This window comes from Micromonospora cremea (assembly GCF_900143515.1).
In the GTDB taxonomy this organism is placed as follows: Bacteria; Actinomycetota; Actinomycetes; order Mycobacteriales; family Micromonosporaceae; genus Micromonospora; species Micromonospora cremea.
The window spans coordinates 2,872,058-2,887,970 of record NZ_FSQT01000001.1 but is presented as its reverse complement, the minus strand read 5'-3'; the positions used below and the strand labels follow the sequence as shown (position 1 = coordinate 2,887,970).

The 15,913-nt window shown below is 67.4% G+C and carries 19 protein-coding genes and 1 pseudogene; 10 read left to right on the top strand and 10 right to left on the bottom strand.

Annotation, left to right across the window (positions count from 1 at the left end; translation table 11 throughout):
- Positions 1 to 182: 182 nt before the first annotated feature.
- The 3 genes from BUS84_RS13260 to BUS84_RS13255 all read left to right on the top strand — a co-directional run bounded on the left by BUS84_RS13260 (position 183) and on the right by BUS84_RS13255 (position 1,766).
- A complete protein-coding gene (locus BUS84_RS13260; RefSeq protein ID WP_074311769.1) occupies positions 183 to 674 on the top strand; it encodes a hypothetical protein in 492 nt (163 codons plus the stop codon).
- 240 nt (positions 675 to 914) lie between these two features.
- Positions 915 to 1,163, top strand: coding sequence for an SMI1/KNR4 family protein (locus BUS84_RS37520; protein WP_143728356.1), 249 nt, complete (start codon positions 915 to 917; stop codon positions 1,161 to 1,163).
- Between the two features lie 312 nt (positions 1,164 to 1,475).
- Positions 1,476 to 1,766, top strand: a complete 291-nt coding sequence (locus tag BUS84_RS13255; protein ID WP_244298516.1) for a hypothetical protein — start codon at positions 1,476 to 1,478, stop codon at positions 1,764 to 1,766.
- A gap of 18 nt (positions 1,767 to 1,784) precedes the next feature.
- Here BUS84_RS13255 and BUS84_RS13250 read toward each other — a convergent pair whose 3' ends face one another.
- Positions 1,785 to 2,903 carry an IS630 family transposase gene (locus BUS84_RS13250; RefSeq protein WP_342197856.1) on the bottom strand — a complete coding sequence of 373 codons (1,119 nt, stop codon included), beginning with the start codon at positions 2,901 to 2,903 and terminating at the stop codon, positions 1,785 to 1,787.
- 92 nt (positions 2,904 to 2,995) lie between these two features.
- Between BUS84_RS13250 and BUS84_RS13245 the strand changes: the two genes are divergently transcribed.
- Positions 2,996 to 3,307, top strand: coding sequence for a hypothetical protein (locus BUS84_RS13245; protein WP_074311765.1), 312 nt, complete (start codon positions 2,996 to 2,998; stop codon positions 3,305 to 3,307).
- A gap of 337 nt (positions 3,308 to 3,644) precedes the next feature.
- Positions 3,645 to 3,857 (top strand): hypothetical protein, encoded by a 213-nt coding sequence (locus tag BUS84_RS41250; protein WP_143728417.1) that lies wholly within the window; start codon positions 3,645 to 3,647, stop codon positions 3,855 to 3,857.
- 238 nt (positions 3,858 to 4,095) lie between these two features.
- Here BUS84_RS41250 and BUS84_RS13240 read toward each other — a convergent pair whose 3' ends face one another.
- From BUS84_RS13240 to BUS84_RS13220, 5 genes are all read right to left on the bottom strand, one after another.
- Positions 4,096 to 5,007: an NADP-dependent oxidoreductase gene (locus BUS84_RS13240; protein WP_074311763.1), complete on the bottom strand. Its 912-nt coding sequence runs from the start codon at positions 5,005 to 5,007 to the stop codon at positions 4,096 to 4,098.
- Between the two features lie 44 nt (positions 5,008 to 5,051).
- Positions 5,052 to 5,432 (bottom strand): MmcQ/YjbR family DNA-binding protein, encoded by a 381-nt coding sequence (locus BUS84_RS13235; protein WP_074311761.1) that lies wholly within the window; start codon positions 5,430 to 5,432, stop codon positions 5,052 to 5,054.
- 45 nt (positions 5,433 to 5,477) lie between these two features.
- Complete coding sequence (locus BUS84_RS13230) at positions 5,478 to 6,125, bottom strand: nitroreductase family protein (protein WP_074311759.1); 648 nt, start codon at positions 6,123 to 6,125, stop codon at positions 5,478 to 5,480.
- Between the two features lie 61 nt (positions 6,126 to 6,186).
- Complete coding sequence (locus BUS84_RS13225; RefSeq protein ID WP_244298514.1) at positions 6,187 to 6,978, bottom strand: isocitrate lyase/PEP mutase family protein; 792 nt, start codon at positions 6,976 to 6,978, stop codon at positions 6,187 to 6,189.
- Between the two features lie 108 nt (positions 6,979 to 7,086).
- On the bottom strand, positions 7,087 to 7,524 hold the full coding sequence (locus BUS84_RS13220; RefSeq protein WP_208869608.1) for a carboxymuconolactone decarboxylase family protein: 438 nt from the start codon (positions 7,522 to 7,524) through the stop codon (positions 7,087 to 7,089).
- Between the two features lie 232 nt (positions 7,525 to 7,756).
- Here BUS84_RS13220 and BUS84_RS13215 point away from each other — a divergent pair, with 232 nt between their 5' ends.
- Together BUS84_RS13215 and BUS84_RS13210 are read left to right on the top strand one after the other, a co-directional pair.
- Positions 7,757 to 8,392 (top strand): TetR/AcrR family transcriptional regulator, encoded by a 636-nt coding sequence (locus tag BUS84_RS13215; protein WP_074311753.1) that lies wholly within the window; start codon positions 7,757 to 7,759, stop codon positions 8,390 to 8,392.
- Positions 8,393 to 8,696: 304 nt separating this feature from the next.
- Positions 8,697 to 10,220 carry a transposase gene (locus tag BUS84_RS13210; RefSeq protein ID WP_074311751.1) on the top strand — a complete coding sequence of 508 codons (1,524 nt, stop codon included), beginning with the start codon at positions 8,697 to 8,699 and terminating at the stop codon, positions 10,218 to 10,220.
- A gap of 31 nt (positions 10,221 to 10,251) precedes the next feature.
- On the opposite strand, the pseudogene BUS84_RS40900 reads toward BUS84_RS13210, so the two are convergent.
- Positions 10,252 to 10,575, bottom strand: a pseudogene (locus BUS84_RS40900) (NF041680 family putative transposase); the annotation flags it as partial.
- On the opposite strand from BUS84_RS40900, the gene BUS84_RS37505 reads away from it, so the two are divergent.
- Entirely contained in the window at positions 10,538 to 10,849 is a 312-nt protein-coding gene (locus tag BUS84_RS37505) for a hypothetical protein (RefSeq protein ID WP_143728355.1), read from the top strand. The pseudogene BUS84_RS40900 and the gene BUS84_RS37505 overlap by 38 nt on opposite strands.
- Positions 10,850 to 11,058: 209 nt before the next feature.
- On the opposite strand, the gene BUS84_RS13200 is transcribed toward BUS84_RS37505, so the two are convergent.
- Positions 11,059 to 11,394 (bottom strand): cupin domain-containing protein, encoded by a 336-nt coding sequence (locus BUS84_RS13200; protein WP_074311749.1) that lies wholly within the window; start codon positions 11,392 to 11,394, stop codon positions 11,059 to 11,061.
- A gap of 188 nt (positions 11,395 to 11,582) precedes the next feature.
- On the opposite strand from BUS84_RS13200, the gene BUS84_RS40665 reads away from it, so the two are divergent.
- Positions 11,583 to 11,708 carry a hypothetical protein gene (locus BUS84_RS40665; RefSeq protein ID WP_280175118.1) on the top strand — a complete coding sequence of 42 codons (126 nt, stop codon included), beginning with the start codon at positions 11,583 to 11,585 and terminating at the stop codon, positions 11,706 to 11,708.
- Positions 11,709 to 11,715: 7 nt separating this feature from the next.
- Here the strand turns inward: BUS84_RS40665 and BUS84_RS13195 are convergent, their stop codons facing one another.
- On the bottom strand, positions 11,716 to 13,563 hold the full coding sequence (locus tag BUS84_RS13195; protein ID WP_074311747.1) for a glycoside hydrolase family 15 protein: 1,848 nt from the start codon (positions 13,561 to 13,563) through the stop codon (positions 11,716 to 11,718).
- Positions 13,564 to 14,365: 802 nt separating this feature from the next.
- Here BUS84_RS13195 and BUS84_RS13190 point away from each other — a divergent pair.
- A complete protein-coding gene (locus BUS84_RS13190; protein ID WP_244298513.1) occupies positions 14,366 to 14,722 on the top strand; it encodes a DNA polymerase ligase N-terminal domain-containing protein in 357 nt (118 codons plus the stop codon).
- A gap of 391 nt (positions 14,723 to 15,113) precedes the next feature.
- Here BUS84_RS13190 and BUS84_RS13180 read toward each other — a convergent pair whose 3' ends face one another.
- On the bottom strand, positions 15,114 to 15,893 hold the full coding sequence (locus BUS84_RS13180) for an IS5/IS1182 family transposase (RefSeq protein WP_074311742.1): 780 nt from the start codon (positions 15,891 to 15,893) through the stop codon (positions 15,114 to 15,116).
- Positions 15,894 to 15,913 lie beyond the last annotated feature (20 nt).

Below are 15,913 nucleotides of genomic sequence, written 5' to 3'. Positions count from 1 at the left end.
GTAGCTCATCGCCGATGGCCTGCACCGAGTGTCGGCCGATGGCGCTCTCCTCCGCCGTTCGTCGGTCGGCTTGGCTGTACTGATTGGCTGTACGGCCGGCGAGCCTGTCACCGCCCGTAGCATCCGGCTCTGACGCGGAGTGGCGTCCGATCATGCCGGGTACTTCGGTGCGAGGAGGTTCTGTGAGTAAGACATGCTTCGTCGAGTTCAACGGCTCGGGCTTCTGGGCGTTCAGCGACAGCCTGGCTGTCCTGCTCGGTCAGACCGTTGTGGTGGCGAAGGAGATGGCGGCCGATCGGCGCTCGGCGGCCTTTGAGGACGTGGTCGATCAACTTCGTGCGAGTGCAGTCGTGACGGACCTTGGCTTACTTGTCGACGAGGACTGGCGTGGTGATCGACTTGATCTGCTCATGCAGCTGATCGAGGAGGCAAACCGGCGACTGGGTGAGCGTGGGCGCGTGACAGCCTCTGAGGTGAGGGGCTGGACGGTGCTTGGCGAGGACGTGATCGAGCTGCGGCGCGACACGGTGGATACGGCGCCGGTGGTCGAGCTTGGGCAGGGCGTGTTGCAGCTGCTCCGAGAGAGCCTTCCGCCCGCCCCAGAGGGGACGTGGTGGTTCTACGGCGTGGAAGGCGGCCGTCAGACCATCGTCATGCGGAACGTGGAGAGCTGATCCCGACTTATGGGTCGCCTCGTCCGTCGCCTGGCCACGCCCCTGGTCTTAATGCGGGAACCTCAGTGTGGAAGAGCGCGCTCAACCGGCCGTGATGCCCGAAACGCTTGATCCCGGTGACTGGCCCGGTTACCTCTCATGCCCGCCCGTGACCGCTGGTCCTCGCGGCTACTGGCCCGTGGACGGCCCGGTGGCTTCTGGGTCAGCGATTGCGACGCTGCACATCGGTACGCTGCGGCCATGGCGGACCAAGCAGCAACACATGCCGATCAAGTCCGCGTGTGTCAACTGTTGCCACGCCTGCCCCGCGATCCGAAACGACCGCTATCCGGCGGTGCCAGCGATCAGGAGCTGAGCGATCTCGCCCTCCGGCTCGGCACCGAAATTCCCGAGGATCTCGTCGCCTGGCTGCGAATGTGTAATGGCGACACGACTGGGCCCGGCGGATTGTTCGGGGCACGCCCGGGCACCGACTTCCTAGTGCCGTGACCACAAACGTTGCCAGTGTCGCGGCGAGGTCAGGGCGGCGGCCATCTCGGGCATGGCTGGATGCCGCTGGTCGTCGCCCGGAGCCGGCGAGGCGAACGTTCTTGGGGCGTCGCGTTAGCATCGATGGGTCGGCCACTGCCCGACCGAGGGGGGTCATTGGCGGCGACACGGACATCGCTGCTGCGGCGGTGGGCCGGTGTGCCCAGATGGGTTCGGGTTGTGGTGATTGCCGCCGTTTGTGTCTTTGCGTATGGCGGGATTGTTCACTTGGGCAACGTGCTCGGTGTCCGGCCGGGTGGTCCAAGTCCATCCATGCCGGTGTGGCTGATGTGGTACTTCACCTCGCTGACCGTGTTCGACCCGCTTGCGGCGCTGCTGCTGGCGCTGCGCCGGCTTGAAGGGCTGTTGCTCGGCTGCGTCCTGCTCGCCAGCGACGCGGTGGCGAACGGGTATGCCAACTACGTGCTGGACGCCGCTGCTGGGATCACGCTCGGCCGGATCGGGCAAGCGTTCGTCACGGTGCTCGCGGTCGTCCTTATCGCTGCGGCGCCCAGGGTTGCACCCTGGCTGCATCGGCCGGGACGTCTCGGGCTACTGCCGTAACCGAGCGACGTTGACGGGTCAGGCTGCGCGGGTGGCGGGTTGGCCCCAGCGTCGTTGGCGTTCGCTGCGGATGCGGGCGCGTTCTCGGCGTTGGGCGGCCAGGACGTCGGGGTGGCGGGCGTTGGCGTTGCGCCAGCGCAGGTAGGCCTGCAGTTTCCGGGTCAGCGCCGGGTGGTTCGGGTGATTCGAGCCGGCGATGACGAAGGTGCGTAGCGGCCCGAACTGGGCCTCGATCGGGTTGGCCCAGGAGGCGTAGGTCGGGGTGAAGCAGAGCTCGACCTTGTTCCGGGCCGCCCACGCCCGGATCTTGCGGCCTTTGTGTGCGGACAGGTTGTCCAGGATCACGTAGATCGGTGCCCCGTCCGGGCGGGCGGCGCGGATCGACTTGAGCGCGGCGAGGGTGTTCGCGGCGCTCTTGCGCCGCCGGACGACGCCCCAGAGTTGGTCGTCGCCGACGGAGTAGCAGCCGTGGAACTGCCGGACCCCGTGCAGCTTGTGATAGTTCGCGGGCAGCCGGTGCGGATGGCCCGCGGGCGCCCACCCGGTGCCGGCCTGCGGCCGGATCACCAGGGGACCGAACTCGTCGAAGGCGAACACCCGCTGGGGGAAGTGGCTGCTGACGTACTCGATCCGGGCGAGCTTGACGTCCCGGTGCGGGTCGGTGGACTCCTTCCACGTCTTGGTCCGCTGGAAGGTGATCCGGTGTCGGTGCAGGATTTGCCGCAGCCGTTCCCGCCCGATCCGAACCCGTCGGGTGGAGTGAAGGCGCAGGTGGTCGGCGAGCTTGCGGGTGCTCCAGCGGGTGAACGGTCGCCCCAGTTTCTCGGGGCGGGTGTTGGCCGTCTCGACGATGAACTGCTCCTCGTCAGGACTGATCTGGCGGGGACGGCCACCCGCCCACTGAGGGTCCAGGCTGGCCATCCCCATCTCGTTGAACCGGTGAATGACCTGCCGGATCGTGTCCTCATCGGCTTGCGCGAGACGGGCGATCGCCGGCACCGTGTTCCCACCGGCCGAGGCGAGCACGACCATCGCCCGCCGTAGTCGGATCGGCGAGCCGGTACCTCTACGAGTGATCCTCATCAGCTGCTGACCCTCCTGGTCACTGAGCCGCCGAACGCGAACGGGTTCTGCCACCGCCACAGCCTGACCGCCACGACGCCGCCCAGTCGACAGGCCGGACGGCGTGTCATCCGACACCCTGAACGTTCGTGGTCAGAGCACTAGACATGGCATTCCGCGCGGCCACCTACGCCGGCTGGCTGCAGCTCGGCTGGCTCCCGGTGGCCGGCGACGGCTTCGGGAACTCCTACGTACTGCTGATCCGGGGGCCGCTCGCCGGGTGCGTCGCCTTCGTCGAGGCCATCGCTGACCCAGACGAGATCGCCTACGTGGCAGCCTCTAACCTCTGGACCTTCCTGCGCTTCCTGTTCGAGAAGGAGCTCGGCGCGAAGGGTTGGCCCTTCGGCTCGAAAGTGGTCCTGGCGGCCGATCCCGACCTCGCCCAGATCCCCGGCGACCTACTGCCATGGGCCCACTAACCCTCGTCACGCGGGCTAAGGATCTCCTCGTCGGGCAGTTGTAGACCTTCCAGCCTCCCCGGACGGGGACAAGGTGGAACGCCTCACTAGCCGAACGACCTTGGCCCCGTCCGGGGAGGCTGGTAGCCCTTGTGGTGCCCGGCGAGGAGATCCGCCGCCTGATCTCTGAGGAGGGTCGGGGTTCGGGGCGGAGCCCCGAGGTCTTCAGGATCCTGTGTCTCGTAAGCGTGGCCGGCCGGCCCGGCCGATGCCGGCCGGAGGTCGCCAGCAGGCCGGGGCCGGGCCGGCGCGGCCCGCTTGCGGGCCGCCTTGATGAGTACGCGGGCAAAAAGACCGGCTGTTCGTCAGCCGCGACGGTTCGCCTCTGCGGGGCGACAGCTTGTATCAGGCGTTCGTCCGGGCCCGGAAGAAGGTAGATATGGATGACCTGACCTTTCACGACCTGCGGCACACGGGGCAGACCCTCGCCGCGCAGACTGGCGCGACCAAAGCCCTACGCCACAACGCCCGAAATCACCGCAGACCTCTGCCACTTCTCGGCATCACGTGACCGAACCGAGAAATCCCTACCTTGATCTTGCGGAGGCCCTGAAGGGGCGACCGCACCTGGACTCATGCATGATTCCGTCGAGACGTTCCAGGTCGGCCAGCACGTGTAGCCCGGTGATGCGGTCGCCGTCGATGGTCAGGGGCAGGGAGAAGGGCGGTGTGTCACGAAGGCGCTGGCCCCGCATGACGCACGAACACCATCATTTCGGACGATTTGCAACGTCCTTCTACCGCGGACGTCAGAACTCGAGGACGTACTTGACCCCACCAGAGCGGCCGCCCGCGACCTGGTCCGCGATCGCGGCGCCGTCCTTGATTGGTGTCGTCTGGACGTCAAGTCTCAGTTCGCCGGAGGCGGCGAGTGCCGCGAGTTCGCCGAGTGCACGTCCGTCGGGCTGCACGTAGAGGTCCGAGGTGGTGATTCCGCGAATCGGGTCGGGTGCGTCCGAGGTGATGGAGGTGAGGCGGCCTCCGTCGGTGAGCAGTCCGATCGCGTCCTCGGCGGTGCCTGTCGCGGCGATGAGGACGGCGTCGAATCGGCGATCGCTCTTCTGCGCCCAACCGTCAGCGTGGGTGTCGATGACCTCGCTGGCGCCGAGGGCACGGAGCTGATCGGCGCGGGCCGGCCCGGCACCGGCGACGATGTCGGCGCCCCGGAGGTGGGCGAGTTGCACGGCCAGTGACGCGGTGGGGCCGGACGCTCCGACGACGAGCAGGCGGGTGGTGGCGTCGACCTGGAGCTCGTCGAGGGCCTGCTGGGCGGTGAGCCCGGCGACCGGGAGTGCCGCCGCAATCTCCGGAGCCAGGTTCTCGGGCAGTCGTGCGACGTGCGCGGAACGGACTAGGACGCGCTCTGCCCAGGTGCCGCTGCGGCCTGGCAGGGGCGCCTCGTGGACCAGCACGAGGTCTCCCGTGCGGAATTCGGTCTCGTCCGGGCCGGTCGCGGTGACGCGGCCGACGGCTTCGACGCCCAGAGCTGCGGGCGGAACGAGGCCGACGTCCCATCCGCCCGTGTGAAGCAGGGCGTCCCACGGCCCGATCCCTGCCGCGACCACCTCCAGGACGAGCTCGCCCGCGTCAGGCTGGCGGGGGTTCGGAAGGTCGAGGATCTCCAGAGCGCCGTTGGCGGCTCGAACACCGAGTCCGATCATGGTTCTTCCTTCTGTGTTGATTCTGTTCGTGCGTGTTTCGGGTTTCAGGCGGCCGGGTTCGTGCTCGGGTCCACGGGCCGCTTGGATTTCGGGAGTTTGTCGACCACGAGCCGGTAGGAGTCGGTGACGAGTTCCTTCACCAGGTTCTCGTCGAGGCTGGGCCCACCTGCTGCCGTGATCCAGTGCTTCTTGTCCATGTGGTAGCCGGTCGTGATCTCTGCGTACTGCTCGCGCAGCCCAACGGCCTCGTCCGGATCGGCCTTCAGGATCACGACGGGGTGTCCGGGCATGTCGGTCATGAGCATGAAGACCTTGCCGCCCACCTTGTACAGCTCCCAATTCGGGCCGACACGGTGCTCGAACGTCACGTCCGGCAGCTCTGTCGCGTACTCGTTCGCGACCTTCTGGAGTTCCTGTCCGTCCATAGCTGATCAACTCCTCTAGCGATCGGTTCGCCCGGGCCGGGCCGCTCAGGCGAAGGTGAACAGACGCTCGGGCTCGAACCGCGACACCGGGGTCTTGTACTGCTTCGCCTCGTCGGGGTAGCCGAGCGCGAGCAGCACGGTGGTGGTGTATCCGGTCGCGCGGATGTTGAAGGCCTTGTCCACGCTGATCGGGTCGAAGCCTTCGAGCGGCATGGCCTCGACGCCGAGCTCGGCGGCTGCCATCATCGTCAGACCCATCACCATGTAAGTCTGCTTCTCCATCCAGTGGTAGGTGTCCTTGTAGCTGTATTTGCGCAGGCTCACGAAGTCACGGGTCATCGATTCCCACCGCTCCTGCTTTGCCTCATCTGCGAACCGGCCGTCGGCCCGCTCCTTGGCGAACACCGCTTCGAGGTGGTGCTCGGGCACATCGGCCCGAGTGGTGAGGATGATGGTGTGCGAGGCGTTGAGGATCTTCTCGGCGTTGTCCTGGAACCGCTCGCCGAGGTTGGCCGCCAGCCGCTCCTTGCCCTCCTGAGAGGACACGACGTAGAAGTGATTCGGCTGGATGTTCGTCGACGTGGGAGCCGAGCGCAGGAACCTCAGCAGCTGCTGAAGAGTCTCATCCGGGATCGTCTTGCTGCCGTCGAAATACCGGCTGAGGTGCTTGCTCATGAGCTTGTCGAGATCCATGTCATCGTGCTTTCTGTGCGTGATGAGGTGAGGGGTTGTAGATGGTGAAAGTCGGATACGGCTAGGGTTTGCGGGCGAGGAGTTCGCCCACCCGGTCGAAGCTGATGCCTGTCGTGGCCGAGGCGATGTCGCCGGCCTTGAGCGCCGTGGCCGCCTGTTCGAGAGCACCCATCGCATGCGTGTAGAGCGCAGGGCCCAGGCTGATGCGCTTGACCCCGGCCTTCTGCAGTTCAGAGACGGTCAGCACCTGATCCGCCGGTGAGATGAGAACGTTCACGGGTGTCGGCGCGACGGCGGTGACGATCGCGACCAGGGACTCGAGGTCGGGCGGGAACGGCGCGTAGAGCACGTCGGCGCCGACCTCGGCGAAGGCCGTCAGCCGTCGGATGGTGTCATCGAGGTCAGGCCGCCCCTGGATGAAGTTGTCGGTGCGAGCGGTGACGACGATGCGTCGCTTCGCCGCGGCGACCGCACTGCGAACCCGGCCTACCGCGTCGTCGAAGTCGCGGATCGGGTCATCGGGATTCCCGGTGGTGTCCTCGATCCCGATGCCGGCCAGCGCGTGCGCGACGGCACTGTCCACAGTCACGGCGACGTCCTCGGCGGTGACGCCGTAGCCGTCCTCGAAGTCACCGTTGACGGGCAACCCCGTGAGCCGGCCGAGCAGCTGTGCGTGGTCGAGATGCTCGTCGCGGGTGATGCTGTGGCGACCGTCGATGCGGCCGAGCGCGGCCGCCAGGGCCGCCGACGACGTGCCGATGGCCTCGAAGCCGGCATCCGCCAGGACCAATGCCGACACGCCATCCCAGGCGTTCGGCATGACGAGGCCCCCTTCTCGGGTGTGCAGTGCCATGAACCTCTCATAGAGCTCAGAACCGGACACGTCGTTCCTTTCCACTGCGGTCGATCAGGGCGAGGGTTCGACCGGTCAGGCCGCTGTTCTCGCGAGTCTGGTAAGCGCTCATGCCAGGTCGGGGGCCGGGATGTCGACGTCGGTCAGGTTCACGTTGTTGAGGTAGTTCGTCAGCAGTGCCCGGACGACCAGCGTGACGATCGCCAAGATCTCCGGATCGGTGTACCCGGCCCCCTGGACGGCCGCGAGGTCGGCATCACTGACCCGTCCGCGCGTCTCGATCACCCGCTGGGCGAAGCGAGCCACCGCAGCCCGCCTCGGATCGACCGAGCTTCCCGCCCGCGCCAGCTCGATGTCCTCCACGGACATGCCGCCCTTCAGGGACCCGGCCGTGTGCAGCGCCAGGCAGTAGTCGCAGCCATCGGCTTCGGACACGGCCAGCGCGATCGTGTGGCGCGTCCTCGCGTCCAGGAGCCTGCTCGCCTTCGTCTGCACGGTCATGACGAGATCGAGGACGGTCGGGTTCGACGCGAGCATGGTGAACATGTTCGGTACGAAGCCGAACTGCGCGCCGACCTGGTCGAGCGTGCTCCGCACGTCGGCGGAGGGCTCATCGGCAGGAAGAACGTTCAGGCGTGGCATGGGAAGTCCACTCCAGTCCATGTGGGTGGTGGTCGGTAACCGACCTGGGTCAGGTTTTGGGCTGCGTAGCCCACTCCCTGAATACAACACCACACAAGACTGGGCTGTCAAGCCCACTTTTGATAAGATGTGAATCATGAAGTCCACGACGGCAGCGCCAGAGCCTCGCAGGCTCACCGAGAAGGGGCAGGCGACGCGTGCCCGGATACTGGAGCACGCCGCCGCGCTCATCTACGCCGAGGGCGTCCACGCCACGAACAACGACAAGCTCCGGCGCGCCGCCGGCGTCAGCGGGTCGCAGATCAACCACTACTTCCCGACCAAGGAGAGCCTCGTCCTGGCGGTGATCGAATGGCAGGCTGAACGCGTCCTCGGGCTCCATCGCAGCGAACAGTTCGACGGCTTCGAGAGCCTCGAGGGGTTTCGGAAGTGGGCAGCGTTCTATATCGGGTATGAACGCGCCTACCACGAAGGCTGCAGCCTCGGGTCGCTCGCCAGCGAGATCATCAAGACCGACCTCGACGTTCACGATGAGCTTGCGGATGCGTTCGCCCAGTGGCGAGAGATCTTCCGCGACGCGCTCCTCCGCCTGCAGCGGCAGGGCCGTCTGAGCAACGAGGCCGACGCCGAGCAGCTCGCGAGCCTGCTCCTCGCCGCGTTCCAGGGCGGCATGCTCCTCGCACAAGTCGCCCGGGACATCTCCCCCCTCAGGGACGCCCTGGAAGCCGCTCTCGACTACATCGAGACCTTCGCGATCCCACACGACACGTAGGCAGTTGGAACCGAATCCGCCGCTCGAGTTCCCTAACTTGATCTTTAACCTGTGCGGCGTGGACGGGGATTGGCGGATTTCGCCTTCTTCGTGGCCGGTTTCTTGGTGTTCGTGGTGGTCGCGGTGTGGACGTCGTAGCGCGGGGTGGGGTGGGTGTTGCGGCGGTCGGGTGGTCGCCCCGGTCCTGGTCGGGAAGGTTTGGGCGCGCCGGCGGGACAGGTGGGAGGCTGTCGCACAGCTTTCGATCTTCAACTGTCAAGAGTTGGCGCTTTTGTTCGCCCACAGTGGACGATCATGTCGTGCCGTGGCCTACAACTTCATCCCCTGCAGCCCAGACGGCTCGGCGCCAGCCGGGCATGACCTGCGTGGGTGGCTGCCGCCGCAGCATCTGTGCTGGCAGGTCCTGAAGATCGTCGGTGAGTTCGACCTGTCCGGGTTCCTGCGCGGCTATCGTGCCGATGGCCAGGGCGCGGCGGCGTATCCGCCGCAGGTGCTGCTCAGCCTGGTGCTCTACTGCTACTGCAAGGGCGTGCGCTCCACGCGCAAGATCGAGGCCGCTTGCCTCGATGATGTGGGCTGCCGGATCATCACGGGCAACCAGCAGGTCGACCATGCCACCGTCGCGCGGTTCCTGTGTCGTCACCGCGAGGGCCTGAAGTCGCTGTTCGTGCAGGTCCTGGCGCTGTGCGCCCGGCGCGGGCTGGTGGACCTGTCCGCCGTGGCGGTGGACGGCTCACCGATGCACGCGGCCGCCGCACGCTCAGCCAACCGCAGCCTGGACGCCTTGGAGACCGTCATCGCCGACGGCGAGGCGCAACTCGTCCAGCTGGCGCAGGACACGGACGAAGCGGCTGCCGACGGGCGCCGTCGGCTCACGGCCGCAGGTAGCTGTCTGCGGCGGCTGTCGCAGCTCAGCGATCGCGTGACACGGGCCCGGGTGGCCCGGGACAAGCTGTTCGAGCGTTCGCTGCCCTCGGCGGGCGAGATCCGGATCAAGGTGGAGGCCGCGCAGCGGATGGTGGCGAAAGCCGAGGCGCGCCTGGCCGAGGTCACGGCCGGCCAGCAGCAGCGGCTGGCCGACTACGTCCGCCGGACCCTGCAGGATCAGGCCGCGGGACGGCGGCGCGCTGTCGGGCGCCCGCCGGTCAGTATCGAGGCCAAGACCAAGGTCGTTGCTCAGCAGGCCCGCCTCGCCCGGGCGCAGGCCGCGTTGCACCGTGCGCGCTACCCGCGACCGATCCCGTCCGCAGTGGCCAGGGCCTCGCTCACCGATCCGGCGTCGCGGCTCATGCTCGGCAAGCACGGCGGATACGTGCAGGGCTACAACGTCCAGATCGCCTGCGCACGCAACCAGGTTCTCCTCGCGATCGAGCTGCAGGACAACCCCGCCGACACCACCGCACTCGTCCCGGTCATCAGACGTGTTCAACACAATTGCGCAGCCGCCGGGCTGACCGGCGACGTCGCGGCGTGGCTGGCCGACAGCGGCTATGCCAGCACCGCGAACTTCGCAGCCCTGGCCGATCTCCCGCTGCTGGTGTCGATCACCAAGGAGTACGAGCAGACCCGGGCGACCACGCCACCCGGGCACAACGTCCCCGCCGGCCACCGCGAGATGGCCGCCCGGCTGGCATCCGCCGAAGGCAAGCAGCTCTACGCCCGCCGCGACGCCCTCGTCGAACCAGGCTTCGCCCAGCTGTTCCAGCAGTTCGGACGCCGCGTGCACCACCGCGGCACCGCCGGCGTCGACACCGAGATCAAACTCCTCGGCGCGGTGCACAACCTGAAAAAGATCTTCCACCACGATGCCAGACAGAGGACCTCTTGACAGTTGAAGATCGAAAGCTGTGCGACAGCCTCGTGGCCTTCGCGCGGAGGTGCCGAAACCCTCGGCGGACGCGGGCGGGCGAGAGACGCTCGGGTGGTGCGGGTGTCTCCCAGGGCAGGCGCAGGTCGGCGGCCAGGGCGCGGGCGAGGCGGCGCTGCGTGTGGGCGGCGAGGATCATCCATGTCCAGCGGTCGGCTGCCTGCGGGGTGCGGATTTTCGGGCAGGTCCAGCCTAGGGTCTGTTTGAACAGGCGGAACGTGTGTTCGATGTCGAAGCGGCGTAGGAACGTCTGCCAGAGCCGATCAACGTCGGCGGTCGTGGCGTCGACGCCGGACCACCACAGCCAGACCGGCTTCGTCACTCTGGAGATCTGGGACGGGGCGCCGCCCCGGCTCGACGGGTGGGAGAGCAGTCAGGCGGGACGCGTCCGGCTGGACAGCGGCTACCCGCAGATTCAGCCAACCGACACGCATGTTCTTTGGATCGGCCCAGCAGGCCGATACGAGGTGCGGGCGTACAGCGCCGGGCGGTCCGGAATCGCTGCCCTGACGCCACAATCGGGCATCGAGAAACTACGCGGAGTGGAGTCGTTTCTGTTCCAGTTCTGGCCGGCCGAGGTGTCCAGCTGAACGACACCTGGAAGCTGAGCTCTGTTGCATTGAACGTCGGCAAGATCGAGGCAGACCTGAGCAGTGAAGTCCATTCGAACTTGACCGTGGTTGCCTCCGGCGTCCGCGTTCGTCGGGTTCCGGTTCCCACCGGAGGTGACCGTGGAACGGCTCGTGAGTTCTTTCGGCGGGCGCTGGCGACAACGGAGCCCTCCGACGCCCACCCGGAATCACTGCTCGAGCTTGGCCACGGTGAGCAGCACCACGGCGTCCTCGTGGGCGACCAGGCGGTGCCGCTCCTGCGGCACGATGAGCAGGTCACCCTGGCGTCCGGTCCAACTCGCCGCGGAGCCGAACAGCTCGACCCGTCCGCGCAGCACCAGCACCGAAGCCTGCCCCGGGTTCTCGTGTTCGCTCAGCTCGACGCCGGCCCGGAGTGCGATGATCGTCTGCCGGAGCGTCCGCTCGTGCCCGCCGAAGATGGTCGCCGCGCTGCGACCGGAGCCCGACGACGCAGCCCGCTCGCCGTGCTCGCGGGCAAGCGCGTCCAGACTGTGTTTCTGCACGTGGCGCCCACCTGCCCGTCCAACCGAACGACGCCGAACTCACCGCCGGGAGCAAGGACGTCCCACCAGGCAGCCGGCCCAGACAGGGTGACGATACCCGTGCCGGGCCGCCGGCAGGCGGGCTCGGCGGAAACCTATCCGCGTAGGCGCAGCACCAGGGAGAGACCAGCCACGCCACGGTGACTAGCTTGATCCAGCGCGATGTAGACCAGGTGCAGGTGGGAGGCGCCTGGCTGCCCGCCGGCGACGGGCGTGACGTCCAGCTCACCGACACGGCCGACAATCCGATCCAGGCCGCAACCATCTCGGGCTGAGGCCGCTCTACTGGCGGCGCCGGGCGTCGGCCTTGACGTCGAGCAGGTCGTTCAGCGCCAGCGCCGAGTTGATCAGGGAGAGGTGGCTGAACGCCTGTGGATAGTTGCCGATCTGCTCACCGGTCGCGGCGATCTCCTCGGCGTACAGGCCGAGGTGGTTGCTGAAGGTGAACATCTTCTCGAAGGTGAGCCGGGCGTCGTCCAGGCGACCGGAGCGGGCCAGCGCCTCGACGTACCAGAACGTGCACATGTTGAAGGTGCCCTCGTGCCCGGGAAGGCCGTCGGGGGAGTGGACCGGGTCGTACCGGTGGACCAGACTGTCGGAGACCAGCTCGCGCTCGATCGCGTTCAGGGTGGACTGCCAGAGGGGGTCGCTCGGCGTCACGAAGCCGACCGCCGGCATGGCGAGCAGCGCCGCGTCCAGCACGTTCTCGTCGTACGCCTGCACGAAGGTGCCGCGTCCCCGGTGGTATCCGCGGGCCATGACCTGGTTGTAGATCTGGTTGCGTTGCTCACCCCAGCGGGTGATGTCGCCGGGGCGGCCGGTGCGGGTGGCGAGGCGGATGGCCCGGTCCAGCGCGACCCAGGACATCACCCGGCCGAAGGTGTAGTTGCGGGGGTGGTGGCGGCTCTCCCAGATGCCGGCGTCGGCCTGGTCCCAGTGGTGACAGAGCCAGTCGACGAGTCGGACGGTGCTCTTCCACACCTGGTGCGAGACGCGGATGCCCTGCTCGTCCGCGAGATGCATGGCATAGAGGGCCTCGCCGTGGATGTCGAGTTGGAGCTGGTCGGCGGCGCCGTTGCCGATCCGCACCGGTCGCGAGCCGCGATAGCCCTCCAGGTGGTCGAGAGTCTCCTCGTGTAGGTCGGAGGAGCCGTCCACCCGATACATGATCTTCAGCGGGTCCTGGTGGTCACCGGCCTCGCGGATCCGCTCGTCCAGCCAGTTCATGTACTGGCTGACCTCCTCGGTGAAGCCGAGGCCGAGCAGTGCGTGCACCGAGAACGACGTGTCGCGTACCCAGGTGTAGCGGTAGTCCCAGTTGCGGGTGCCGCCCACCAGCTCGGGCAGCGCGGCGGTAGGCGCGGCGATCATCGCGCCGGTCGGCGCGTACGTCATGAGCTTCAGCGTGATGGCTGAGCGCTCGACCATCTCCCGCCACCGCCCGGTGTAGCGGGAGCGCTCGACCCAGCGCCGCCAGTAGTCCCGGGTCCACTCCAACATCCCCTCGACCTCTACCGGAGGGATGATCCGTGGCTCCGTGCCGGCCGTATCCAGGACCACCCCGCCGGTGTCACCCTCGTTCAGGGTGGCGTACGCGACCAGGTCGCCGTCTTCCAAGCGGACGTCGCCTCCCTGCGTGATTAGCTGCCGCACCGGGTCCACCGGGTTGAAGGTGAGCGCCGCTGACCGGCTGCGGAAGACGTACCCATGGCGGTGGCGCTCCAGCTGGTGCTTCTCCCGGGCGTAGTCGAACCGGGGCCGGCACTCCACCCGGAACCGCATGCTGCCCCGGACCATGTTGACCATGCGGACCAGACGGTGCGCGTCAGTGACCCGATCGCCGGTGACCGGCATGAAGTCCATTACCTCGGCGACGCCGTCCGCGCTGATGAACCGGGTGATCAGGATCGGAGTGCCAGGGAGGTAGAGCTGCTTGGTGACGTACCGGACCTCGTGCGGGGCGATGCGAAAGTAGCCACCCCGCTCGCGGTCCAGCAGCGCCGCGAAGATGCTCGGCGAGTCGAAGCGCGGCGCGCAGAACCAGTCGATCGTTCCGTCGCACGTCACCAGCGCGGCGGTCTGCAGGTCGCCGATGAGCCCGTGATCCTCGATCGCCGGATAGCTCTCCACGTCGCCCCCCGGTCTCGACAGCCTCCTGCGCAGTAACCTAAGGGACGAATTGCCGGGTTCGGCTCGATTCGTGGTCAGCCACCCTCTCGCGCGCCCTGGCGCGCCTCCACTAGCCCGGAGGGTGAAGGCCCGCGTCTGCAAGGCGCTGGCGCCCGCGGGCACTTCTCCTGTTCAGTCGGGCGTCGTCGACCGACCGTGCCGGCGCCGGCATCGCCGTGGCCTTGTAGTAGACGCACCGCAGGATCACGTAGATCCTTCGGGTACTGCTTCGGCATGACGGAGATCCTCTGAACTAAAGAGGCCTCCACCAGCACCGGGGCGGTTCAAGGACGAGCTGACGTGCAGGGATGCGCACTGCCCACCGGGGTTGGATGCTAGAGAGTTTCTGGGGCGTCCGGCGGTCTGGTTGGCCAGATCTGGACGAGCCATTCCTCTGCGCCCCGGTGGTCGACAGATTCGGCAGGGAGGGACGTCACCAGCAGTCCGACACCCGCCTTTCATGGAGCTTCTTGACCATCACCGGTAGTGGCAGCCATGGCGGATGCAAGACCCAGTCACGTCACCAACGTCCGTGGGCAGAACAACTAGGGACGAGGCGCGTGTCGCCCGGCAGGGAAGTCCGGGCGGCCTGGGCGTGGGGATCACCCGGCCCCGCGCGACAGATGGTGATCGAGGCGCCGTAGGTCCTGCATGGCTTCGACGTCGAGTTCGGCGGCAAGAGCGCGGGCGGCGAGCCGGTAGATCGCGGCGAGGACGAGCAGGTCGGTAGCGAGACGGTGAGCGGGCGCCGACAATCGTAAGAGTGCCGCTCGCCTTCGTACTGCACCACCACCGCAAACCACGACCGCACTTCGACCTGCGGCTCGAGGAGGATGGTGTGCTGCGTTCCTGGGCGGTGCCCCGCGGCCTGCCGGACAATCCCAGCGACAACCGGCTCGCAATCGCCGTGGCCGACCACCACCTCGATCACCTCACCTACGAGGACGCTGACAAGTCAATCGCCGACATCGGCACGTGGGAGGAGCACGACCGTACCGAGCGCCGAATGTTGTTCACCCTGCACGGCCGCGCCGGCCGCCGGCGGTACGCGCTCATCCGTACGGGCGAGGGTTGGCTGCTCCACTTGACGAAAGAGCAGCCCTCGGACAAGCGACGATAAGAACTCCCACCTCAGCCGAGCTGCTGGGCATCAGTGATGCCAGGCCTGGCCGCTTCATGTGTGATTGGCAGATGCCGCAGTGCAGGAGCCCGGACAGCACGTAGTTGCGCTTGCTGGCCCGGGGCTTCGTGATCCCATCGGGACACCTTCCCGCACTGGCGATCAGCGTCTGGGTGCGGGTATACGTCTCGTCATAATTGAGTGGTTCGTGTGCAAGGCGCCGTAGATCCACTCGTTTTTGGGGTTCCAGCGCAGCTTGGTTTCGTGTCCGAGGGCGACGTCGTCGACGTCGATCAGGATTTCGGTCTTGCGTTGTTATTTCCACACCTGGCGGCGGTCTAAGGGACGTCTCGTAACCGGGTGAAGGCGTTGCCCGGCGCCGGGTCGGTGGTCAGCCAGCGAGGATGATGTTGTGGAGGTTGGCGATGCCGGAAGTGGCGTCGGCCAATGTGTGGGCGGCGCGGCGGTAGTCGCGCAGGATCTTGAAGCACTTCATCCTGGCCGGGGCATGTTCGACCCCTGCTCGAACGGTCCGATGTTCGACGTTGAGGGCTTGCTTCCAGTCCGGCAGATCGCTGCCGTCGGCGGGCTTGCGGTACGGGATGATCACCTCGGGGTTGCCGCGGTAGCCGCCGTCGGCCATGACCGGCCGTCCGGCCAGCTTCTCCTGGATGCCGCTGGTGCGGTAGACGATCGTGTCGTTGCGGTTGCCGGGCTGCGGGTCGCCGACGGCGATGACCAGGCGGGTGCTGGCGTCGATGGCGACCTGCAGGTTCGTCGAGTACCGGTAATTCTTGCTCGGGGCGGCCAGGCGGTGATCACGGGTGGGGATCAGGGTGCCGTCGACGATGGCGATCTGGTCAACCGGCCGCCGGCGCACCGGCGCCAGTGCCAGTAGCGGGCCGAGGGTGTCGATGACCCGGTGAGCGGCGGAGTGAGACACCCCGAACAGCGGACCGATCTGCCGCATGGTCAGGTTGGTGCGCCAGTACGCGGCGACCAGCAGCACCCGGTCGGCGAGGTCCAGGGCCCACTGCCGGCCCGGCCGGCCGTCGGCGATCGTGGCACCGCCCCGCTCGGCGACAAGACGGACCAGCGTGCGGAACTGGGCGGGCTGCAACCCCGTGAACGGGAAAACCCATGCCGGCCGGGCCGCGGTGATCACCTGCATCCAGGCATCCTGACCGACCG